Source organism: Nonomuraea sp. NPDC049758, assembly GCF_040674635.1.
GTDB lineage: Bacteria > Actinomycetota > Actinomycetes > Streptosporangiales > Streptosporangiaceae > Nonomuraea.
In genome coordinates, this window is sequence record NZ_JBFAMZ010000004.1 from 483,502 (window position 1) to 501,582 (window position 18,081).

The window sequence follows — 18,081 nt, forward strand, 5'->3', positions numbered from 1 at the left end:
CGGCGGCTTCGCGAGCTGGGACGCGCTCTTCGCCGAGCAGACCCGGCTGAACGCCGTCGCTGACCGCGTCACGGCCCTGGCCGAGACCTCCGACGGGTACGGCGGCGTGGTCGTCGCGCCCGAGAACCACGAGGTCCGCCTGTACTGGAAGGGCCAGGTGCCCGCGCCCGTGCGGGCCGTGGTCGACGAGGGACGGCTGACCGCGCCGATCTCCGTGCTCCCGTCCGCCTTCTCCTACGCCGACCTCCTCGCCGAGGCCGACAAATGGAGCGAGTCCGGACAGGTGACGGGCGCCGCCCCGCAGGCCGACGGGAGCGGCGTGCGGCTCTCGGTCCCGGACGAGGACACCGTCCCCGACCAGCTCCAGCGGCCGAGCGGCGCGACCGCGCCGATCACGCTGGAGCGCGGCGAGCGCTTCGACCCGGCCTACAGCAGGCAGGACGACGTCCCGAGCTACTACGCGGGCGGCCGGACCTGGAACGCCAGGACGGGCTCCGGCTGCACCTCGGGGTTCGCCGTCTACGACAAGAACGGCAATCCCGGCTTCCTGACCGCCGCCCACTGCGGGGAGTTCTGGGACTCCTTCTACGACGGCGGCGGCTCGGGCAGCCCGGCGAACCGCATGGGCGACCTGCAGTGGCGGCTCCCCAAGCGGGACGCCGCGATCGTCCTGGCCGACGCCACGGCCGACGTCTTCGACGGCGGTCCGGCGGCCGCCACCAGCAACCGGGTGGTCGTGTTGTGGAAGGCGTACGTCGGCAACTTCGTGTGCAACTCGGGGGCGTCGCTGGGCGAGTACTGCCTGATCAAGGTGACCGAGACCGGGTGGAGCGGCACGTACACGAACGGGCAGTACGTCAAGCACATGGTCAGGGCCAAGAGCGTCGTCGGCGGCTGCGCCGTGGCCCACGGCGACAGCGGCGGCCCGGTCTACTCCTACACCAACTGGTTCGACGACGTCGCGGCGCAGGGCATCACGTCGGCCGTCAGCAAGCCGGTCGCCTGCGGCGGGCTGGACGGCGGCCGGGTGATCGTCTTCTCCCGGGTGTGGGACGTGGCCCTGGCCTTCGGCGCGTACGTACAGGTGCACCGAACGAGGACGGCGGCCGGGCGGGGGCCCGGCCGCGGTCAGCTCAGCAGGCCCTCGCCGGCCAGTTCCAGCCACAGCTCCTCGGGGACCGGGCGGGACCACAGGGCGGCGTTGGCCAGGACCTCCTCGGGCGCGCGGGCGCCCAGCACGATCGAGGCGACCGCCGGATGGCGCAGCGGGAAGGCCATGGCCGCCTGCGGCAGCGAGACGCCGTGGCGCTCGCAGACGGCGGCGATCCGGGCGGCCCGGTCCAGCAGCGGCGCCGGCGCTGGCGCGTAGTCGAAGGTGCCCGACGGGGCCGGCGTGGCCAGGAGGCCGCTGTTGAAGACCCCGGCGGCCAGCACCCGGACGCCGCGTTCGGCGCATTCGTCCAGCAGCGGCAGCCCCGACTGGTCGAGCAGCGTGTAGCGCCCGGCGAGCATGACGACGTCGACGCCGGTCTCCCGGACGAAGCGCAGCGGCGCCTGCCACTGGTTCATCCCGACGCCGATCGCCTTGACCACGCCCTGCTCCCGCAGCTCGGCCAGCGCCGGGTACGCCTCGGCCAGCGCTTGCTCCAGGTGGTCGTCGGGGTCGTGGATGAGCGCGATGTCGATCTCCGGCAGGCCGAGCCGGGCCAGGGAGTCCTCCAAAGAGTCGCGCACGCCGTCGGCCGAGAAGTCCCATTCGCGGCCCAGCCCGACCGGGACGTCGAACATCTCGTCGTCGTCGCGCACCTGCGAGGGCACCACCAGCCGGCCCACCTTCGTGGACAGGACGTAGCCCGACCGCTCCGCGAGCGCGGCGCCCAGGCGGCGCTCGGACAGCCCCAGCCCGTAGTGGGGCGCGGTGTCGAAGAGCCGCACGCCGCTGTCCCAGGCCGCGTCGACCGTGGCCCGCGCCTGCTCGCCGGAGACCGCCTGGTAGAGGTTGCCGAGCGGGGCGCCGCCGAGGCCGACGCGGGGCAGATCGATCACGTGAGCTCCCAGACCTGGCGCAGGCCGCCCGCCGACTGGTCGAAGTCGCCGTCGAGCAGGCGGTTCATCTGGCGCTGCCAGGCCTGGTCGGCGGGGTCGTCCTTGAGCGCGGCCTGCAGCGCGGCGTAGTCCTCGACCTCCACGAAGTGGAACAGGTCGAGGCCGTCGCGGAAGATGCGCCACGAGATCACGCCGTGGGCGCGCAGCGCGGACTCCAGGGCGGCCGGGATCGTGGCGTGCTCCCGCTCGTAGGTCTCCTCGCACCCGGGCCGGAGCCTGGTGCGCAGGGCGAGGCGTTCCATCAGTCCTGCGCCTTTCCGCCGGCGATCCTGCTGATGATCAGTGCGATGAGAATGATGCCACCGTAGATGACCGGTTGCCAGAAACCGGAGACCCCGATGAGGGTGAGGATGTTCTGGACCAGGCCGATCACCAGCACACCGGTCAGCGCGCCGAGGACGGTGCCCTTGCCGCCGTCCATGCTGACGCCGCCGATGACGGCCGCGGCGAAGACCATGAAGATCCAGCCGTCGCCCATCTCGTTGCCGATCGCGCCCAGACGTCCGGTCTCCAGGATGCCGGCCGTGGCGGCCAGGATCCCGCCGAGGACGAACACGCCGAACAGCACGCGGTCCACCCGGATGCCGGCGGCGCGGGCGGCGTCGGCGTTGCCGCCGATGGCGTACAGGGAGCGGCCGAGCCGGAGATAGGTCAGGCCGAAGATGCCGGCGGCGAACAGCAGCGCGGCGATCCAGATGGCGGCGGGCAGGCCGAGCCAGGTGGCGCTGCCGAGGTAGAGCATCGAGTCGGGGAGCTCGAACAGCGTCTTGCCCTGGGTGAGCCCCTGCTGGAGGCCGTCCACGATGATCAGCATGGCCAGCGTGACGATGAACGCCGACAGCTGGAACCTGATGATCAGGAACCCGTTGAACGCGCCGATGGCCGCGCCCACGAGCAGGGCCAGCGGGATCACCAGCCAGCCGGGCAGCCCGAGGCCGAACCCGCCCGCCGAGGCCGGGACGACCAGCATCACGGCGATGCCGGGCGCGGTGCCGACCGTCGACTCCAGCGACAGGTCGAACTTCCCGGCGATCAGGATCATCGCCTCGGCCAGCACGAGCAGCGAGATCGCCGCCTGCTGCTGCAGGACGTTCGTCAGGTTGCCCGCCGTCAGGAAGGTCGGGTCGAGGAACGCGCCCACGACCAGCAGGAGCAGGATCACCGGCACCAGGGTCAGGTCGCGGAACCTGGCCAGCCTCAGCCGGGGGGCCGGAGCAGTCAAAGTGGTCACTCTTGTATGCCTTCCATCACGGCCACGAGCTCGTGGTCGGTCCAGCCACGCGGCACGTCCTTGACGACCCTGCCGTGGAACATCACCAGCACCCGGTCGCAGATGCGCAGGTCGTCGAGCTCGTCGGAGACCACGACGGCCCCCGCGCCCCGGCCGACCGCGTCCTCGACCGCGCCGAGCAGGGCCTGCTTGGCCTTGACGTCGACGCCCGCGGTCGGGTTGATCACGACCAGCGCCCTCGGGTCGTCCACGAGCGCCCGCGCGAACACGACCTTCTGCGCGTTCCCGCCGGACAGGTCGCCGACGGGCTGGTCGGGCCCCTCGGTCTTGATGTCCAGGCTCTCGATCATCTGGACGGCCCTGGCCCGGCGCCGCGCGGGCGAGACGATGCCGTAGGCGCCCAGCTTGTGGGCGATCGGCAGGGTCGCGTTCTCCCCCACCGACAACATCGGCACGAATCCCTCGTGGTGCCGGTCCTCGGGCACGAACCCGAGCCCGGCGCGCATGGCGGCGGGCACGTCGCCCGGCCTGACCCGGGTGCCGTCGATCGTGACCACGCCCGTGTCCGGCCTGCGCAGCCCGACCAGGGTCTCGGCCAGGCCGACCTTGCCGCTGCTCGCCGAGCCCGCCAGGCCCACGACCTCGCCGGACCTGACCGAGATGTCCACGTCCTGGTAGCGGCCGGTCAGCGACAGGCCCGCGCCCGACAACACGACCGCCTCGCCGGGCACGCGCCGCCGGGACTCGTAGGCGGCCGTGGCCTCGCCGGTCATCGCGTCCACCAGCTCGTCCTGGGGGAACCCGGCGACCGGCCGGGTCACGATGTGCCGGGCGTCGCGGAAGACCGTGACGCTCTGGCAGATCTCGTACACCTCGTCCAGGTGGTGGGAGATGTACATCATCGTGACGCCCTGCTCGCGCAGCGAGCGCATGCGGGTGAACAGCCGCTCGATGGCCGGGCCGTCGAGCCTGGCGGTGGGCTCGTCGAGGATGATGAACCGGGCGCCGAACGACAGCGCCCGCGCGATCTCCACGAGCTGCCGCTGCTCGACGCCCAGCTCGCCGGCCAGCGCCTGCGGGTCGACGTCCACCTCGTAGGTGTCCAGCAGCTCGCGCGCCTTGGCCCGCAGCGCCCGCCAGTTGATCATCCGGCCGCGGCCGGTCTGGCGGTTGACGAACAGGTTCTCCGCGACCGTCAGCGCCGGGATGATCGTGGACTTCTGGTACACGCAGGCGACGCGCTGCCGCCAGGCGTCGCGGTCGGCCAGGGCGGGCGCCGCCTCTCCCGAGAACAGCACCTCGCCCTCGTCCGGCCGCTGGAGCCCGGTGAGGATCGACACGAGGGTGGACTTCCCCGCGCCGTTCCGGCCGACGAGGGCGTGGGTCTGGCCCTCGGCGATGGCGATCTCCGCGCCGTTCAGCGCGGTGGTCGGACCGAAACGCTTGACGACATTTCGGGCTTCAACGTGATATTTCATCACTTGACCTGGTTACCCCAGAGGTTCTGGTCGTCCACGTTGTCCTTCGTCACCAGCGGCGCCGGGAGCTGGTCCTCGAAGCCGTTGGGCAGCTGGATGATGTTGCTGCCGTGGTCGGTCGGGCCCGGCTGGAACGTCTTGCCGTCGACCGCCGCCTTGGCATAGAAGATCGCGTACCGGGCGTAGAGGTCGGCCGGCTGCGACACCGTGGCGTCGATGTTGCCCTTGCGGATCTCCTCGAACTCCTGCGGGATGCCGTCGTTGGAGACCACGAAGACGTGCTTGGGGTCGGTCGGCGGGACCAGCAGGTTCTTCTGCTTGAGCACCTGCAGCGTCGGAGCCAGGTGCACGCCGCCGGCGTGCATGTAGATGCCCTTGATGTCCGGGTTCTGCTCCAGGCGGGTCTGCAGCATGGACGCCGCCTTGCTGCCCTCCCACTCGGTCGGCTCGCTGAACACCGTGATGCCGGGGAACTTGCTCTTCATGCACTCGTTGAACGCCTCGGACCGGTCGCGGCCGTTGATCGAGCTGAGCGCGCCCTCAAGCTGGACGACCTTGCCCTTGCCGCCGAGCTTCTCGCCGAGGAACTCGCACGCCTTGGTGCCGTACGCGCGGTTGTCGGCGCGGACGACCATGTAGACCTTGCCCTTGTCGGGCCGGGTGTCCACGGTGACCACGGGGATCTTCTTGTTCTCCAGCTGCTGCAGCGTGTTGGCGATGGCGCCGGTGTCCTGGGGGGCCATGACGATCGCCTTGGCGCCCTGGCCGACCAGCGCCTGCACGTTGTTGACCAGCTTGGAGACGTCGTTCTGGGAGTTCGTCGCCGGCATCAGGTCGGCCTTGAGCTCGGTCGCCATCTGCGGGACGTACTTCATGTAGGAGTTCCAGAAGTCGGAGTCGGCGCGCGGGTGGTCGATGCCCACCTTGCCGCCACCTCCCCCTTCCGCCGTGGAGCCGCTGGAGCCGTTCGTGCCGCTGGAGCCGCAGGCGGCGACGACCGCCAGCAGGGCCGCGCTCGCGACCACCGGACCGATCTTCATGGGGGGTTACCTTCCTTGGTTGGTTGGCCGGAGCCGTAGCCCCTGCATGCCGCCGTCGACCGCGAGCGCGGTGCCGGTGGTCGCGGCGGACTCGGGACCTGCCAGATAGGCGATCGCGGCGGCGACCTCCTCGGCGCTGACCAGGCGGCCCATGGGCTGCCTGGCGTTCAGCGCCGCTCGTTCGGCCTCGGGATCGTCGGCCGAGTCGAGCAGCCGCCCCACCCACGGGGTGTCGGCGGTGCCCGGGTTGACGCAGTTGACGCGGATGCCCTCGCGGACGTGGTCGGCGGCCATGGCGAGGGTCAGCGACAACACCGCGCCCTTGGTCGCACTGTAGAGCGCCCGGTGCGGCAGCCCCGCGGTGGCCGCGATCGAGCAGGTGTTGACGATGGCCGCATGCTCGGACCTGCGCAGGTACGGCAGCGCCGCCCGGCTCACCCGGACGATGCCGAACACGTTGACCTCGAAGACCTTCCGCCACTCCTCGTCCGGGTTGTCCTCGACCGTGCCCTGGGCGCCGACGCCCGCGTTGTTGATCACGATGTCGATGCCGCCGAGCCGTTCCGCGGCCTCGGCCACCGCCGCGCGCACGGACGCGTCGTCGGCCACGTCCGCCTTGATCCCCACGAAGGGGTCGCCGGGCGGCGCGAGGTCGAGGCAGGCGACGTGCATGCCGCGCGCCGCGAGCAGGGTGGCGGTGGCCAGGCCGATGCCTGAACCGCCGCCGGTCACGATGGCCTTGAGCGTCATGACGTGGCCCTCCATACCTGGCCGTCGGGGAAGCTGTGGGCGGCGATCGACGCCGCGTGCATCTCGGCGCTGAAGCCGGGGGCCATGGGAGCGGTGTAGCGGCCGTGGTCGATGACGACCGGGTGCACGAAGTGCTCGTGCAGGTGGTCGACGTACTCGATCACGCGGCCGTCCATCGTGCCGGTGATCGCCACGTAGTCGAACATCGACAGGTGCTGCACCAGCTCGCACAGCCCGACGCCGCCCGCGTGCGGGCAGACCGGCACGCCGAACTTGGCCGCGAGCAGCAGGATCGCCAGGTTCTCGTTGACCCCGCCGACCCTGGCCGCGTCGATCTGCAGGTAGGAGATCGCGCCGGCCTGGAGGAGCTGCTTGAAGACGATGCGGTTCTGGACGTGCTCGCCGGTGGCGACCGGGACCGGCCTGATGCCCTCGGCGATGGCGGCGTGGCCGAGCACGTCGTCGGGGCTGGTCGGCTCCTCCACCCAGTGCGGCCGGTACGGGCTCAGCGCGCTCACCCACTCGATGGCCGAGGCGACGTCCCAGCGCTGGTTGGCGTCGATCGCGATCGGGTAGTCGGGGCCGCAGACCTCGCGGGCCACGCGGAAGCGGCGCAGGTCGTCGTCGAGGTCGGCGCCGACCTTGAGCTTGATCTGGCCGAAGCCCTGGTCGAGGGCTTCCTTGCAGAGGCGTCGCAGCTTGTCGTCGTCGTAGCCGAGCCAGCCGGGAGAGGTGGTGTAGGCGGGGTAGCCGGTCTCGATGAGCCGCTGGATCCGCTCTTCCTTCCCCTCTTCCGCATTTTTCAGGATCTGGAGGGCTTCGTCCTGGGTGAGCGCGTCGCTCAGGTAGCGGAAGTCGATCAGCCCGACGATCTCCTCGGGCGACATCTCCGACAGCAGCCGCCACACCGGCTTGCCCGCCCGCCTGGCCTTCAGGTCCCACAGGGCGTTGACCACGGCGGAGATCGCCATGTGCATGACGCCCTTCTCCGGGCCCAGCCAGCGCAGCTGCGAGTCGTTGACCAGCTCCTTGTACAGCGCGCCGAGGTCTTCGACGTCCCGGCCGAGCACGTAGGGCTCAAGGGCCCGGATCGCTCCGGTCTGCACGTCGTTGCCGCGTCCGATGGTGAACGCGAACCCGTGCCCCTCGACCCCGTCGTCGGTCTTCAGCACCACGTAGGCGGCGGAGTAGTCGGGGTCGGGGTTCATCGCGTCCGAGCCGTCCAGCTCCCGCGACGTGGGGAAACGCACGTCGTGCGTCTCCAGCGCGACGATTCTGTACGCCATCAGGCCTGCCCCACCGTCTGCCGCTGGCGGCCGAGCCCGTCGATCTCCAGCTCCATCACGTCGCCCGCCCGCAGGTACGGCTGGCCGGGCATGCCCATCGCGACCCCGGCCGGGGTGCCGGTGTTGATCACGTCACCGGGTTCGAGCACCATGAACCGGCTCAGGTACCGCACGATCTCGGCCACGTCGAAGATCATGTCCTTGGTGCCGCCGTCCTGGCGCGGCTCGCCGTTCACCCAGAGGCGCAGCCCCAGGCTCTGCGGGTCGCCGACCTCGTCCGCCGTCACCAGCCAGGGACCCAGCGGGTTGAACGTCTCGCACGACTTACCCTTGTCCCACTGGCCGCCGCGTTCGAGCTGGAACTCCCGCTCGGAGACGTCGTTGGAGATCGCGTACCCGGCGATCACGTCGAGGGCCTCGTCCCGGCTGTCGAGGTAGCGGGCCCGCCGGCCGATCACGACCGCCAGCTCCACCTCCCAGTCGGTCTTCACACTGCCACGCGGCACCAGCACCTCGTCGTACGGGCCGATCACGGTGTTGGCCGCCTTCATGAACACCACGGGCTCGGCGGGCGGCTCCGCGCCGGACTCGGCGGCGTGGTCGCGGTAGTTCAGCCCGATGCAGACCACCTTGCCCGGCCGGGCAATCGGCGCGCCCACCCGCAGCCCGGCGGCGTCGACGACGGGCAGGTCGCCGCGCTCCAGCGCGTCACGCACGCGCGCCACTCCCCCGGAGGCGAGAAAAGCCCCGTCGATCTCGGGCTCCCCGATGTCGCGCAGGGTGCCGGAGGCGTCCATCACCACCGGCCGCTCCTGTCCGACAGGTCCCACTCGCAGCAGCTTCACACCGCACCCTTCGCTTATTCATCGGATGTCTGTGCCTCAGATGCTGCTGCGACATGGCGGCGCGTGTCAAGGGCGTCCAGCGGGATACATCCGATCCGTAACCCAGAACGACACCTCGAACCCCAACCAACCACCTTCCTCAGCCCTGATAGCTCCGAAGATTCCCCTCCCCTGTCGAGCCACAGAATCTCCCAAAACATCGGAGGTACCTCACGCTTCTCCCCCTCCACTCGCCCACTCCTGGCGGCTCCGCGCTCAGCCGCCTGGATCCCGGGCAGCCCCAGCCCCGTGACGCCGACGGGGACGCCCCAACGTCCGACCGGGTGCGGCCAGGAGGCGACACTCGGCGTGCGGTGCATGCGGCCCCCTGGACCGAGGCCAGCTCCAACGCTGTCACGTCGGCGAAGACACCCCGCCAACGTCCGACCAGGCCCGACCAGGAGACGCCGGTCAGCGTGCAGTGCATGTGGAGATGGGGATGGGCGGCCCACCAGGTTCGGACGGCTGGGCCTGATGTGTGTCGTGGTTGTCGCCGCGATGTACGCCCGTAGGTGAGGGCGGCCGTCGGCGACGTGCGCCGGAGAACGTCAGCGGCCCGGCTCGTAAGTGCTGGGCCCCGGGTGGCATGCCTCCTGCTCTCGCGTTCCCTTCCCGTACCGGAGCAGCAACAGCCCGCTGAAGGTGAGCGTGCAGGTCAGGATGACGAGTTGCACGCCGTAGTGGACGGCCTCCGTCGGGAGCAGAAGGTTGCCGGTGTGCAGGCCGAGGTGCACGCCGACTGCCATCCACAACGCTCCCGTACGCGCCCGCGCCGCCGCGCACGCGAAGCCGAGTGCGATGGCCTGCACCACGTACAGCAGCCGTTCGGCCGGTGAGTCGGCCGGGCTGTTGGAGAGGATGTGCAGCGCGCCGAACCCCACCGACACCACGATCAGCACGGCTCTCGGCGACAACCGCGCCGAGAGGGTGTCGAACAGGTGCCCCCGCCACAGTAACTCCTCCGGAAACGCCTGGCTGAGCAGGGCGAACGCGATGCCGTACGGCACCAGGCCCGGATTGGCGAGGATCGTCTCGGTCGGCGCCAAGGACGTCACGCCGAACGCCAGCGACAACAGGATGGCGGCCACCGTCGGGACCGCGCCCGCCACGACCCCCAGCAGCAGCTGCGGCACGGCCCGCCGGGATCGTTCCATGCCGACGCCGGCCCAGGACTGCCTGCCGAGGAAGCGCCGGATCAGATAGACCAGCCCGAGCGCGGCCAGCGTGATGCCGATCATGCCGAGCGGCCGGTAGAGGGGATGGTCGGAGGCCAGGAGGAGGGTCACTGGGGCGGTGCCGACGATGACTTGCGCGAAGGTGGCGGCCACGGTAATCAGCACTGCCCAGACGGGATGTGTGGCTCGGGTCATGGAAGAACACGCTAGGTAACCGGACCTGGTCGGCACATCAGCCCGGAGTCTGAATCCAGCATGACAATCGTCATGGGCCTGAGGGAGGATCACAGCTCCCACGCGCGCGGCTAGAGTCGTCGGGCATGCCGCCCTCTCTGGCCAGGCTGCGTGACCCCGACCGGCCGGCCCTGTTCAGCGTGGTGTTCTGGGTGGTGCTCACGGGCACCGCGATCGCGTACGCCTCCGGCCTGGGAACGCCGGCCCAGATCGTGATGTTCTATGCCGTCCTGGCGCTCGTGGCCGCGCTGTGGCTGCTGCTGCCCTGGCGGCGCGCCACCGGGTGGCGGCGTCCGGTCGCGCTGGTGTTCCTGCTGGCCACCCTCGCGCTGGGACCACTGGGCTCGGACGGGTCGCACATGCTGCTGACGCTCATCGCCATCGCGAACGTCGCGTTCGTGTACGACATGCGCGCCGCGACGATCATCATCGGCTGCCTGACCGCTGTCATGTCCACCTTGGACATCGTGATGTACGACCGGAGTCTGATGGACGCCGCCGGTCAGGCCGTGCCGTTCGTCGTGGCCGCCTCGTTCGTGCTCGGCATGACGTCGGCCGTGCTGGAGGCGCGGCGCCGGCGGGCCGAGGCGCAGCGGCTGCTCGCCCGCGTACGGGAGCTCACGGTCGCGCAGGAGCGGGCGCGGATGGGGGCGGAGATGCACGGCTCTATCGGCCACCACCTGACCGTGATCAAGATCAGCCTGGAGAACGCCGGACGCTTACGTACGCGCCGCCCCGAGGCCGCCTGGGACGAGGTGCGGCTGGCCAAGGAGACCAGTGTGGCGGCCCTGGCCGACGCCCGCCGCTGGGTCAGAGCCCTGCGTCCGCTCGAACTGGAGGGCCAGGTCAGCAGCGCGGCGCTGGAGCGGCTGGCGGCCTCGTTCGACGGCACGGGGCTTGCGGTGTCCTTCGAGGTCGAGGGTGCGGAGGTGCCGCTGGAGCCCGACGTGGAGCTGGTGCTCTACCGCGTGCTGCAGGAGGGCCTGACGAACGCCGTCCGGCACGCGGGAGCCCGCCACGTCCGCGGACGGCTGACCTTCGGCGGCGGACGGGTGGTCCTGGTGGTCGCCGACGACGGCGCGGGCCGGCGCGCGGACGCGCGCGACGGCTTCGGCCTGCGCTCCCTCGCCGAACGCGCCCGCACGGTGGGCGGCACCCTGGTCGCGGGCGACCGCCCGGAAGGCGGTTTCGAGGTACGGGCGGAGCTCCCGGCACGGCTCGGCGAGGTAGCGTCATGACTCGGCGCGAGCACATTCCGGACGGCGAGACGCGGGCGGGGTGACATGACGACGATCAGGGTCCTGCTGGCCGACGACCAGGAGCTGATCCGGCGAGGGCTGCGCAAGATGCTGGAGATCGAGGACGGCATCGAGGTGGCCGGCGAGGCCGCCGACGGCGAGGAGGCGCTGCGCGTGGCCGCGCAGTGCCGGCCGGACGTGGCGCTGGTGGACGCGAGGATGCCCAGGATGGACGGCGTCGAGCTCATCCGCCGGCTGTCGGCCGGGCATCTCGGCGTGGCCGCGATCGTGCTCAGCACCTTCGACGAGGACGACTACATCTTCGGCGCCCTGCGCGGCGGGGCCGTCGGCTACCTGCTCAAGGACTGCACGCCGGAGGAACTGGTCGACGCCATCCGCCGGGCGAGCCGCGGGGAGACGGTGCTCGCCTCGCCCGTCGCCGAACGTCTGGTGGCCGAGTTACGGCGCACCCCCGCTGCGCCCACGGCGCTGCCTCACCAGGAACGTCTGTCTACCAGGGAGTCCGAGATCGCCAAGCTGATCGCCGCGGGGGCCACGAACCGGGAGATCGCGGCACGGCTGCGCATCACCGAGGGCACGGCGAAGAACCACGTCTCAAGCCTGCTGCGCAAGTACGGCATCCCCGACCGCACCCGCCTCGCCCTCCACCTCAAGGACACCGACCACACACCCACAGACATCGGGCCCTGATCGACCACCTCGCCCCCTTCTCCGCTCCCCCATTCCCCGCGCCCCCGGGACCGCCCCCGGGCTTTCGGGCCTTCGGGCCTTCGGCGGGCCTTACGGGCGAGAGCGCCGAGTTCTCGCCTGCACCGCCAACAACAGTCCGCAGGTTCATCAACCCCGGATGCAGCAGCCTGACCTTCCAGGAGAGCGGCGGAGGGCCGTGCGGGCCGGGGGCATGCAGGTGATGGGCCAGACGGTGGCGGTCGTACGCGGGCTGTACGGGTGAGGGCCGCCGTACCGGGACTACAGGGCCATGCGGGTGAGGGGCTGTACGGGTGAGAGGCCGCCGTACGAGTACTACAGGGCTATGCGGGTGAGGGGGCTGTACGGGTGAGAGGCCTTACAAGAGGGTGCACCCCACATGGGTGAAGGGCGGCACGGGGGCCGTATCGGAGGGGGGCAGGTCCATGAGAGGAAGGGGCATATCGGGCGCGGACCCGTACGGCGGCCAGGCCGCCCTACCAGAAGTGCAGGTCCCATGCGGGTGAGGGGTTGGGGGTGGTGAGCGCTGGGGGCGGCACCGCTGTGGTGCTTGGGCTGGAGCGTGGGTGAGGAAGCGCCGGTGGTGAGAGGTTGTCTGCTGTCGGGTTATGGCGGGCGGGGAAGGGGGGTGTCTGCTCTGGGGTTATGGCGGGGGTGTCTCGAGGGTGGTGGGGTGGGCTACTTGACGGCCGTACAGTGGCGTAATAGAACACGTTTCAGTACGAATAAACCAAGCGCTTGATCAAGAGGTGACCGCGCGTGCATATCGACCTCGTCGACAGGGACCGTTACGCGACTTCCGGCCCACCCCACGAACAGCTCGCCTGGCTCCGCGCCAACTCCCCCGTCCACTGGCACGACGGCGAGCCCGGGTTCTGGGCGGTCACCCGCTACGAGGACGTCGTGCACGTGTCCCGCCACTCCGACCTGTTCTCCTCGGCCAAGAAGCTCGCCCTCTTCGACGAGATGCCCGAGGACCAGATCGCCCTCCAGCGGCTGATGATGCTCAACCAGGACCCGCCCGAGCACACCAGGCGGCGATCCCTGGTCAACCGCGGCTTCACCCCCCGGACGATCGGCGCCCTCGAACAGCACATCCGCGACATCTGCGACGACCTGCTCGACAAGTGCTCCGGCGAGGTGGACTTCGTCACCGAGGTCTCCGCCCCCCTCCCCCTGTACGTGATCTGCGAGCTGCTCGGCGCTCCCGCGACCGACCGCGACAAGCTGTTCTCCTGGTCCAACCGAATGATCGGCGCCCAGGACCCCGACTACGCGGCGACCCCCGAGGAGGGCTCCGGCGCCGCCATGGAGGTGTACGCCTACGCCAACGAGCTCGCGGCGCAGCGCAGAGCCGCCCCCAAGGACGACATCATCACCAAGCTCCTCCAGCCCGACGACAAGGGCGAAACCCTCGGCGAGGACGAGTTCGACCTGTTCGTCCTGCTGCTGATCGTCGCGGGCAACGAGACCACCCGCAACGCGGCCTCCGGCGGCATGCTGGCCCTCTTCGAGCACCCCGACCAGTGGGACCGCCTGGTGGCCGACCCCACGCTGGCCAGGACGGCGGCCGACGAGATCGTCCGGTGGGTCTCGCCGGTCAACCTGTTCCGGCGCACGTCGATGGCGGACCAGGTGCTCGGCGGGCAGCCCATCAAGGACGGCGACAAGGTCGTGGTCTTCTACTCCTCCGCCAACCGGGACGCCTCCGTGTTCCCGGATCCGGAGGTCTTCGACATCGGACGCACCCCCAACACGCACATCGGGTTCGGCGGCGGCGGCGCGCACTTCTGCCTCGGCAACCACCTCGCCAAGCTGGAACTGCGTGTCCTGTTCGAGCAGCTGGCCAGGCGTCGGCCACGCATCCGCCAGGCCGGCCCGGCCCGCCGCCTGCGCTCGAACTTCATCAACGGCATCAAGGAGCTCCCGGTCACGATCGCCTGACCTTGCCGAAGCCCTCCGAGCCGCTGGGGACGCCCTCACGAGAACCGCCGGCGCCGGGGATGGCGAGCGGTTCCGCGGCGGGCCGCGCGGATCTGGCGGAGGACGCGGACGGTGCCCTCCGGGCCGGGTTGCCAGCCGCGCTCGATCAACGCGTCGGCGACGTGCCGGAGGAGGCCGGCGATCTGGCCGGGGATGACGTCGCGGCGTACGGCGATCACCCGCCAGCCCAGCCGCCGCAGCTCCTCGCGGCGGGCCGCGTCACGCCGCCGGTCCGCCGGCGAGGTGTGGTGCTCCTGGCCGTCGTACTCGACCCCCACCTGGTACGGCTCCCACCCCAGGTCGAGGTAGGCGTGCCGGCCGCCGTCCAGGGGCACGGCGAGCTGCGTGGCGGGTCTGGGGAGGCCGCCGTCGACGAGGACGACCCGCAGCCAGCTCTCCCTGGGCGAGGCGGCGCCGCCGTCGGCCAGGCTCAGCGTGTCGCGCAGCCGCCAGGAGTTGAGCGGACGACGCCACAGCGCCTCCATGTCGACGCCCCGCCGCGCGAACTGGTCGAGCGCTGCCACCGCCTCGGGACGCGGCAACGACCGGGCGCAGTCGAGGGCCGTGCGCGCCATGGTGGTGAGCCGGACGCCCCCGTGGTCGGTGACGTCGTCGGCGGGCGGTTCGCCCACGTACGTGACGCAGCCGGGGATCGCCAGGTGAGCGGGAGCGATCACCTCCACCGGCCAGTCGGCCTCGGGGACGGAGAGCACGCTCAGGCCCCAGACGTGTGCGGCCGTCTGCCGGCAGACGACGGCCTGCCGGCAGGACCGGGTGATGCGCTCGGCGCGGCCGAGCAACGAGAGTGCGGCGTTCACGGGGTCCAGGCTGACGCCCTCACCCGGGCCCCCGCAGGGCCGAACCGCGTTCTGTGGACAACCGTAGGGCTACTCACTCAGCGGTTCCGCCGCATCGTCGCAGAGGCCGATCGGTCCCGCCGGCACCGGGCGGCCGGCTCGGCGTCGGTCAGCTGTTCGCCCGCTTCGGCGATCACGTTCTCGTCTCCGTCATCAGGCTGCCTTCACGAAGTGGTGGACGGTCACCCATGCTTCGCCGCAGGCCCGGATCGCCTTCCCGGCAGGCCGCCGCCGGTCAGGAGGCCGCCGCGCGCAGCGCGGGCAGGACGTCCTCGGCCAGGCGTTCGGCCTGGGCGCGCGGGCCGGGGCCGAGGGGCGTGAAGTTCATCGACGTGAACCCCAGGCCCACGAACGCCGCCAGACGGTCGGTCACCTCCGCCACCGAGCCGGCGACCACGCCGTCGCCCACGCCGTGGGTCTCGGTGGGGGCGCCGATCCGAAAAGTGACGTTGTAGACGCACTCGACGGCGCGACCGGCCGACAGGATCCGGTCGCGCATGGCCGCCGCCCGCTCCGGCGGCGCGAACCCCAGGGACGGGATCCAGCCGTCCGCCAGCCGGCCGGTGGCGTCGAGGGCGCGCGGCCCGTACGTGCCCAGCCAGATCGGGATGGGGCTGAGGGGCTTGGGCTCGATGGTGGCCCGATCGGTGCGGTAGCGGGAGCCTTCGTAGGTGAAGTCCGACTCGGACCACAGGCCGCGGATGACCTGGACGGCCTCCACCATGCCGTCCACCTTCTCGCGGGGCGTCGGCACCCCGAGCCCGAACGCGCGGAACTCCTCGTCGGAGTAGCCGCCGCCGAGGCCGAGGATCAGCCGGCCGCCGGACAGCCGGTGCAGCGTCTCGGCCATCTTGGCGACCATCGCGGGCGGCCGGTACGGCACTCCCAGCACCCGCGTCGCCACCCTGATCCGCGAGGTGGCGGCGGCCACCCAGGTCAGCATCGTCCACAGCTCGTACGTGGGCTCGACGCCGCAGGGGTGGTCCGACGCCGAGACGAAGTCGAAGCCCAGTTCCTCGGCCGCGCGGGCGTCGCCCACGGGATCGGCCCCCGGCGCCGCCGACGTCGATATGCCCAGTCCGAACACGACCGCCTCCTCCGCTTTGGTTTACATGTAAACCTAGAGCGGAGGTCGGTTACACGTCAACTAAACTTCCGGGTCATGGAGCCCAACTGGCTGGACGACGCCGAGTTCCGGGCCTGGATCGGCTACCGCAGGATGCGCCTGCTGCTGGACGCCCAGGTCAGCCGCGACCTCGCGAGCGACTCGGGGCTGTCGGCCCCCGACTACGACGTCCTGTCGGCGCTGACCTCCACGCCCGGCCACCGGTGGCGGCTCACCGCGCTGGCCGACCGCATGCTCTGGTCGAAGAGCCGCCTCTCCCGGCACATCTCGCGGATGGAGCAGCGAGGGCTGGTCACCCGCGAGGGGTTCGAGGGGGACGCGCGCGGGGCCGTGGTCGTGCTGACCGACGGAGGGTTGCGGGCCATCCAGGAGGCGGCGCCCGCCCATGTGGCGTCGGTGCGCAGGCACTTCATCGACCTGCTCTCGCGGGAGCAGATCGAGGTGCTGGCCACGATCGCCGAGACCGTCCTCGACCACCTGCCGGACGGCGGCCACGACACACCGCGCCGACCAGGCTGACCCGGTGTGGTCAGGCGACCCACATCGGACGCCAGTCCGGCACCTCGTGGTAACGCCGCAGCTCCGCCACCCCGGACAGCATCCCGCCCCAGGCCGCGTACGGCGGGCGCTCGGCGTCGAAGCCGCTCTGCACGAGCGTCAGCCGCGTCCGGCCGGCGGACCCGGCGAGCTCCCAGGAGCTCACCCCGGCGCCGCCCCAGTCGACGGAGAACCGGCGCTCCGGCTCCAGCTCCAGCACCTTGGCCGGCGACGGGTCGTTCGCGAACCCGCCCATGGCGAACCGGCCGCCGACGTACGGCTCGATCTCGATCGGCATCCCGAACCACTCGCTCACCGTCTCCGAGTCGACCAGCGACTCGAAGACCTGGGCGGGCGTCGCGTCGATGGTGACCTCGGCGCGCAGCTCGCGCGCGGTGAAGTCGGCGCGCGGCGTGAGCGGGCGGCCCTCGACGTGCTCGGCCAGGCTGGCCAGCACCTGGAACCAGTACGTCTGCAGCACGCCCCGGATGCTGGCGCCGGTGACGACGTCCTGGAAGTCGAAGTGCGACTGCGTCACCGAGACGATCGTCGCCGAGTCGCCGTCCTCCTCGACCGCGAGTTCGGCGGTCGTCTCGACGCCGTCCAGCAGCCAGGCGAACCGCACGCCGCGCTCGTCGGCCGACAGGACCCGCTGGTGCGGCGCGTCGCCCTCCGGCGTCGTACGGCCCCAGAACTCGAACCAGTCCGGCAGGTCCACCTCGACGTGCTCGGCCAGCCAGACCCGGGCCGCGGCCGGATCGGTGAGCGCGTGCCACACCTCCTTGACCGGCGCCTGGACGCGGACCTTCGCGATCATCGGCTCACTCATGCTCTTCTCCCTTGGGGTAACAGGCGACGGCGAGCTTGAAGGCGTCCCCCTCAGCGCCGCCGTAACGAGTGAAAAGCTCCTGCAGCATGCCCTGCAGGTCGTTCAGGAACTGCTGGCGGCTCTCCGGACGCACGTGGATCTCTCCGGACAGGCCGATGGACGGCAGCTCGGGCGCGTCCCGGTCGAGCGCAGCGATGTCGGCCTGGACCTCCTCCATGAGGTCGAGCAGGTAGCCCAGGCTCAGCTCGTCGCGCGCCTTGCGCAGCCCGATCCGGCCGACCAGCCGCGGCGACAACCAGTACGACCGGGCGCCGGCCTGGTAGATGCCCTCGTGGACGCCGCGCACCTTGCGCTCGGACACCAGCTCCACGAGACCGGCCTCGACCAGCCGCTTGACGTGGTAGTAGACCCGCTGCGGCGTCTGCCCGAGGCGTTCGGCGACCTCCGAGCACGTACGCGGCTCGGCCAGCTGCCTCAGCACCTCGACCCGTTGCGGCTTGAGCAGCGCCTCGGCCTGCTCGATCTGTTCCAGATACAGGACATCTCTCATCGCAAAAACAATCTTTTACGTAAAAATCCTCTTTGTCAATGAGGCAGA

17 protein-coding genes are annotated in these 18,081 nt (G+C 71.0%); 4 read left to right on the forward strand and 13 right to left on the reverse strand.

Annotation, left to right across the window (positions count from 1 at the left end; all coding sequences use genetic code 11):
* Nucleotides 1–1,128 precede the first annotated feature (1,128 nt).
* The 9 genes from AB0J46_RS13690 to AB0J46_RS13730 all read right to left on the reverse strand — a co-directional run bounded on the left by AB0J46_RS13690 (nucleotide 1,129) and on the right by AB0J46_RS13730 (nucleotide 10,115).
* Nucleotides 1,129–2,046: an aldo/keto reductase gene (locus AB0J46_RS13690; RefSeq protein ID WP_364330693.1), complete on the reverse strand. Its 918-nt coding sequence runs from the start codon at nucleotides 2,044–2,046 to the stop codon at nucleotides 1,129–1,131.
* Nucleotides 2,043–2,348 (reverse strand): L-rhamnose mutarotase, encoded by a 306-nt coding sequence (locus AB0J46_RS13695; RefSeq protein WP_358288817.1) that lies wholly within the window; start codon nucleotides 2,346–2,348, stop codon nucleotides 2,043–2,045. The genes AB0J46_RS13690 and AB0J46_RS13695 overlap by 4 nt, the downstream gene beginning before the upstream one ends.
* A complete protein-coding gene (locus tag AB0J46_RS13700; RefSeq protein WP_364330697.1) occupies nucleotides 2,348–3,337 on the reverse strand; it encodes an ABC transporter permease in 990 nt (329 codons plus the stop codon). Before AB0J46_RS13700 ends, AB0J46_RS13695 begins: the two co-directional genes overlap by 1 nt.
* Nucleotides 3,334–4,815: a sugar ABC transporter ATP-binding protein gene (locus AB0J46_RS13705; protein WP_364330700.1), complete on the reverse strand. Its 1,482-nt coding sequence runs from the start codon at nucleotides 4,813–4,815 to the stop codon at nucleotides 3,334–3,336. Before AB0J46_RS13705 ends, AB0J46_RS13700 begins: the two co-directional genes overlap by 4 nt.
* On the reverse strand, nucleotides 4,815–5,855 hold the full coding sequence (locus tag AB0J46_RS13710; RefSeq protein WP_358288823.1) for a sugar ABC transporter substrate-binding protein: 1,041 nt from the start codon (nucleotides 5,853–5,855) through the stop codon (nucleotides 4,815–4,817). The genes AB0J46_RS13705 and AB0J46_RS13710 overlap by 1 nt, the downstream gene beginning before the upstream one ends.
* A gap of 6 nt (nucleotides 5,856–5,861) precedes the next feature.
* Nucleotides 5,862–6,605 (reverse strand): SDR family oxidoreductase, encoded by a 744-nt coding sequence (locus AB0J46_RS13715; RefSeq protein WP_364330704.1) that lies wholly within the window; start codon nucleotides 6,603–6,605, stop codon nucleotides 5,862–5,864.
* A complete protein-coding gene (locus AB0J46_RS13720; RefSeq protein ID WP_364330707.1) occupies nucleotides 6,602–7,891 on the reverse strand; it encodes an L-fuconate dehydratase in 1,290 nt (429 codons plus the stop codon). The genes AB0J46_RS13715 and AB0J46_RS13720 overlap by 4 nt, the downstream gene beginning before the upstream one ends.
* On the reverse strand, nucleotides 7,891–8,736 hold the full coding sequence (locus AB0J46_RS13725; protein ID WP_352324024.1) for a fumarylacetoacetate hydrolase family protein: 846 nt from the start codon (nucleotides 8,734–8,736) through the stop codon (nucleotides 7,891–7,893). The genes AB0J46_RS13720 and AB0J46_RS13725 overlap by 1 nt, the downstream gene beginning before the upstream one ends.
* A 587-nt stretch (nucleotides 8,737–9,323) precedes the next feature.
* Complete coding sequence (locus AB0J46_RS13730; protein ID WP_364330711.1) at nucleotides 9,324–10,115, reverse strand: type II CAAX endopeptidase family protein; 792 nt, start codon at nucleotides 10,113–10,115, stop codon at nucleotides 9,324–9,326.
* Nucleotides 10,116–10,270: 155 nt separating this feature from the next.
* Between AB0J46_RS13730 and AB0J46_RS13735 the strand changes: the two genes are divergently transcribed.
* From AB0J46_RS13735 to AB0J46_RS13745, 3 genes are all read left to right on the forward strand, one after another.
* Nucleotides 10,271–11,422, forward strand: a complete 1,152-nt coding sequence (locus AB0J46_RS13735) for a sensor histidine kinase (RefSeq protein WP_364330714.1) — start codon at nucleotides 10,271–10,273, stop codon at nucleotides 11,420–11,422.
* A gap of 45 nt (nucleotides 11,423–11,467) precedes the next feature.
* Nucleotides 11,468–12,133 (forward strand): response regulator transcription factor, encoded by a 666-nt coding sequence (locus AB0J46_RS13740; protein ID WP_364330717.1) that lies wholly within the window; start codon nucleotides 11,468–11,470, stop codon nucleotides 12,131–12,133.
* Between the two features lie 777 nt (nucleotides 12,134–12,910).
* Nucleotides 12,911–14,095, forward strand: a complete 1,185-nt coding sequence (locus tag AB0J46_RS13745; RefSeq protein ID WP_358288833.1) for a cytochrome P450 — start codon at nucleotides 12,911–12,913, stop codon at nucleotides 14,093–14,095.
* A gap of 35 nt (nucleotides 14,096–14,130) precedes the next feature.
* Here AB0J46_RS13745 and AB0J46_RS13750 read toward each other — a convergent pair whose 3' ends face one another.
* Both AB0J46_RS13750 and AB0J46_RS13755 read right to left on the reverse strand, forming a co-directional pair.
* The gene (locus AB0J46_RS13750) at nucleotides 14,131–14,952 is read right to left on the reverse strand and encodes a hypothetical protein (protein ID WP_364330722.1); all 822 of its coding nucleotides are present in this window, start codon (nucleotides 14,950–14,952) and stop codon (nucleotides 14,131–14,133) included.
* Nucleotides 14,953–15,226: 274 nt separating this feature from the next.
* Nucleotides 15,227–16,078 (reverse strand): LLM class flavin-dependent oxidoreductase, encoded by an 852-nt coding sequence (locus tag AB0J46_RS13755; RefSeq protein WP_364330725.1) that lies wholly within the window; start codon nucleotides 16,076–16,078, stop codon nucleotides 15,227–15,229.
* Between the two features lie 75 nt (nucleotides 16,079–16,153).
* Between AB0J46_RS13755 and AB0J46_RS13760 the strand changes: the two genes are divergently transcribed.
* Nucleotides 16,154–16,636 (forward strand): MarR family winged helix-turn-helix transcriptional regulator, encoded by a 483-nt coding sequence (locus tag AB0J46_RS13760; RefSeq protein WP_364330728.1) that lies wholly within the window; start codon nucleotides 16,154–16,156, stop codon nucleotides 16,634–16,636.
* 10 nt (nucleotides 16,637–16,646) lie between these two features.
* On the opposite strand, the gene AB0J46_RS13765 is transcribed toward AB0J46_RS13760, so the two are convergent.
* Entirely contained in the window at nucleotides 16,647–17,483 is an 837-nt protein-coding gene (locus tag AB0J46_RS13765) for an SRPBCC family protein (protein ID WP_364330731.1), read from the reverse strand.
* Nucleotides 17,476–18,033, reverse strand: a complete 558-nt coding sequence (locus tag AB0J46_RS13770) for a helix-turn-helix domain-containing protein (RefSeq protein ID WP_352324016.1) — start codon at nucleotides 18,031–18,033, stop codon at nucleotides 17,476–17,478. The genes AB0J46_RS13765 and AB0J46_RS13770 overlap by 8 nt, the downstream gene beginning before the upstream one ends.
* Between the last annotated feature and the right edge of the window lie 48 nt (nucleotides 18,034–18,081).

Bases quoted from the DNA above. Each gene is read 5' to 3' on its own strand.
- AB0J46_RS13760 (WP_364330728.1), top strand. From the start codon at position 16,154: ATGGAGCCCAACTGGCTGGACGACGCCGAGTTCCGGGCCTGGATCGGC.
- AB0J46_RS13740 (WP_364330717.1), top strand. From the start codon at position 11,468: ATGACGACGATCAGGGTCCTGCTGGCCGACGACCAGGAGCTGATCCGG.
- AB0J46_RS13735 (WP_364330714.1), top strand. From the start codon at position 10,271: ATGCCGCCCTCTCTGGCCAGGCTGCGTGACCCCGACCGGCCGGCCCTG.
- AB0J46_RS13705 (WP_364330700.1), bottom strand. From the start codon at position 4,815: ATGAAATATCACGTTGAAGCCCGAAATGTCGTCAAGCGTTTCGGTCCG.
- AB0J46_RS13715 (WP_364330704.1), bottom strand. From the start codon at position 6,605: ATGACGCTCAAGGCCATCGTGACCGGCGGCGGTTCAGGCATCGGCCTG.
- AB0J46_RS13770 (WP_352324016.1), bottom strand. From the start codon at position 18,033: ATGAGAGATGTCCTGTATCTGGAACAGATCGAGCAGGCCGAGGCGCTG.
- AB0J46_RS13720 (WP_364330707.1), bottom strand. From the start codon at position 7,891: ATGGCGTACAGAATCGTCGCGCTGGAGACGCACGACGTGCGTTTCCCC.
- AB0J46_RS13710 (WP_358288823.1), bottom strand. From the start codon at position 5,855: ATGAAGATCGGTCCGGTGGTCGCGAGCGCGGCCCTGCTGGCGGTCGTC.
- AB0J46_RS13765 (WP_364330731.1), bottom strand. From the start codon at position 17,483: ATGAGTGAGCCGATGATCGCGAAGGTCCGCGTCCAGGCGCCGGTCAAG.
- AB0J46_RS13695 (WP_358288817.1), bottom strand. From the start codon at position 2,348: ATGGAACGCCTCGCCCTGCGCACCAGGCTCCGGCCCGGGTGCGAGGAG.